This window comes from Planktothrix sp. FACHB-1355, from assembly GCF_014748295.1.
Lineage (GTDB): Bacteria > Cyanobacteriota > Cyanobacteriia > Cyanobacteriales > Aerosakkonemataceae > Aerosakkonema > Aerosakkonema funiforme_A.
Genome location: NZ_JACJUP010000976.1, coordinates 1 through 2,768 on the forward strand (window position 1 = coordinate 1; position 2,768 = coordinate 2,768).

3 protein-coding genes are annotated in these 2,768 nt (G+C 46.2%); all 3 read left to right on the forward strand.

The window, feature by feature from the left end:
- Positions 1 to 414 (forward strand): DUF3891 family protein (locus tag H6S82_RS27785; RefSeq protein ID WP_191057072.1); only part of this gene is annotated, 414 nt, incomplete at its 5' end.
- A gap of 366 nt (positions 415 to 780) precedes the next feature.
- Positions 781 to 1,902 carry a nitronate monooxygenase family protein gene (locus tag H6S82_RS27790; protein WP_190463082.1) on the forward strand — a complete coding sequence of 374 codons (1,122 nt, stop codon included), beginning with the start codon at positions 781 to 783 and terminating at the stop codon, positions 1,900 to 1,902.
- Between the two features lie 25 nt (positions 1,903 to 1,927).
- The gene (locus H6S82_RS27795; protein ID WP_190463080.1) at positions 1,928 to 2,656 is read left to right on the forward strand and encodes a pentapeptide repeat-containing protein; all 729 of its coding nucleotides are present in this window, start codon (positions 1,928 to 1,930) and stop codon (positions 2,654 to 2,656) included.
- The last annotated feature ends 112 nt before the right edge of the window (positions 2,657 to 2,768 follow it).

The window sequence follows — 2,768 nt, forward strand, 5'->3', positions numbered from 1 at the left end:
TTGACTGAAGGTAAACGGGGAGAATCACAAGAATTAGATAGTTTTCTGGACGAACAAAAAGAGCATCAAGCAAAATGGCAACACGAATTGAAGATTGCCAAAGAAGAAGCCGATCGCGCTTATGCTTTTATGCAGTTGTGCGATCGCCTCTCTCTGATCTTGTGCAAACGGGAATTGCCCGCAGGCGAACGTGCCTTAGAAATCGCCAAAGGGCCAGACGGCGAACGCTATGATGTTATGCAGCGTAGGGATAGCAATGTCACTGTCACACCTTGGCCTTTTGAAGATGAAGAGTTCCCTGTCCGCGTAGAAGCGTGCTATCTCACGCAAGTCAAATTTGATAGTAACTCGGAACTGACAGAAGCGCTTCAGCAGGCTCCGATTGAATTACTGGAGTGGCATTTCGCCAGATAAGGATTTTCTGTAGGTTGGGTTGAGAGAAGCGAAACCCAACTTTTGCCTTGGGTTACATATTGCACAATAAGACTTGAGAAACCGGGTTTCTTCACGAAAAATCTAGGCTTACCAGTTTAGCTATTGGCAAGAAACCCGGTTTCTGACGCTGGTGCAAGATCTGAGTTGGGTTTCGTACCTCAACCCAACCTACTAATCTGGCCCAGGCGCGATCGTTTTTTTCTTTATTTTTTATTCTTATATATAAAAATAAAAGGCTGAAACCATTGCCAATAATCAATCCAGACTTAAATAGTCGGGATTGATTGGGAAATCACAACTTTCCTGATACACTGCATAGCCGTGCCAAAATTACGCTACTAACCTATGAAAACACTACCCTCGCTTCACATTGGTAAACACATTGCCCGCTATCCCATCATTCAGGGTGCGATGGCGGTGCGAGTTTCTGGGGCAAATCTAGCTGGAGCAGTCGCCAACGCAGGTGGCATCGGTATTGTGGCCACAGTTGGCTTGGGGCTAAACTCACCCTACTTCATGCCAGATTTGCACCGCAAAAGAGTAAAATTTTCTCTTGCCAATTGCTTAGCGCTCATCAATGAATTGCAGAAAGCTCGCACTATCAGTCCGCACGGAGTAATTGGGGTCAACGTCCTGGTGGCAGTGCGGAACTACGCAAACTTAGTGCGTACAGCAGTAGAGAACGGTGCTAATTTGATAACTACTGCGGCGGGATTGCCCCTGGATCTACCGGAATACACGGCCAACTACCCAGATACAGCACTGGTGCCGACGGTATCAACAGTTGCTGCGGCCAGGACACTCTGCCAAACATGGGAAAGTAAGTACGATCGCTTGCCCGATGCCTTTATAGTTCAGTGTTCTAAAACTATAGGCGGACACTTGGCAGGCAAATCTCAAGATGTGGAAAAACCCGCGTATAAAATTGAACAACTAATTCCCGAATTGGCGGATTACTTGCGTAGAGAATTGGGCGCTGCTATTCCGATTATTGCCGCCGGCGGCATTTGGGACAAAGCTGATATTGATGCTATGCTCGCACTCGGCGCTAACGGGGTGCAGATCGGAACTCGCTTCATCACCACCCACGAATGCGATGCCGATATTCGTTATAAAGAATTCCATCTCAATGCCAATCCAGACGACGTGGCGATCGTACCCAGTCCTTTGGGAGTACCGGGACGCGCTATTCGCAACAAGTTTGCCTCTGATGCGATCGCCCAATCTCCAAATATAGAACGGCGGTGCATTGCTAACTGCTTGCAAAGCTGTCTGTGTCGCGATCGCCAAGAAACTTACTGCATTATCCAAGCACTCGATCGCGCTGCGAGAGGCGATGTTGAAAACGGCCTCATCTTTTCTAGCGCCAACGCGGGACGAGCAAAGCGAATTATGTCAGTTACCGAAGTCATGGCAGAATTAACTCAGCCTGCCTGTGCGATCGCTCCTATTCCCGTTTTCAACTGATACAAATCACAAACATAAAAAAAATATGAATGCTGAGGAATTTTTGCAAAAATATGCAGCCGCAGAACGGGAATTTCCCCACATAGACTTGTCTGCCGTTTCTTTGCGCGGCGCAGATTTACTCAAAGTTAATTTTACTGGCGCAAACTTGAGTCAATCTGACTTGCGCGAAGTAAGGTTAGGACGCTCTAATTTAAGTAAAGCTAACCTCAGCCGAGCTAATCTCAGTGAAAGCATTCTTTGGGGAGCGGACTTAAGCGAAGCAAACTTCCAGCTAGCTCAGCTGCGGGAAGCAGATTTGAGCGGAGCCAAGATGATTAAAACTGATTTGTCAGCCGCAATATTAGTTAAAGCTTGTCTGAATGGAGCTAATTTAAGCGAAGCTAATCTTGGCAATGCGATTTTATTTGAAGCAGACTTTCGCCCTACTTCCGACCAACGCACAGACTTGGGAAATGCCGTTTTCAAAGGTGCCGACCTCAGCTATGCTAACCTCAGCGGTGTAATGCTGGGTCGCGCCAATCTGGATGGAGCCAAACTCTGTAGAGCTATCTTAAGAGTTTGGGGAACTACTCAGTTTTACCATACAGATTTGAGCGAAGCCAGTTTGCAAGGCGCAGACCTCAGTTATGCGGATTTGACGGGAGTGTTGTTACAAAAAGCCGATCTGCGCGGCGCAGATTTGACGAAAACAATTTTGACTGATGCTAAGTTGCAAGGTGCAATTATGCCTGACGGCACAATTTATAGCTAAGTAGCTATGAATTCTACATACATCAAAAAGCTCTTTTTGGCAAGTTCCTTAACGGCTATTTAACTTAAAGTAAAGAAATGTTAAAAATTATATAACTAATAAGCTATTAAAG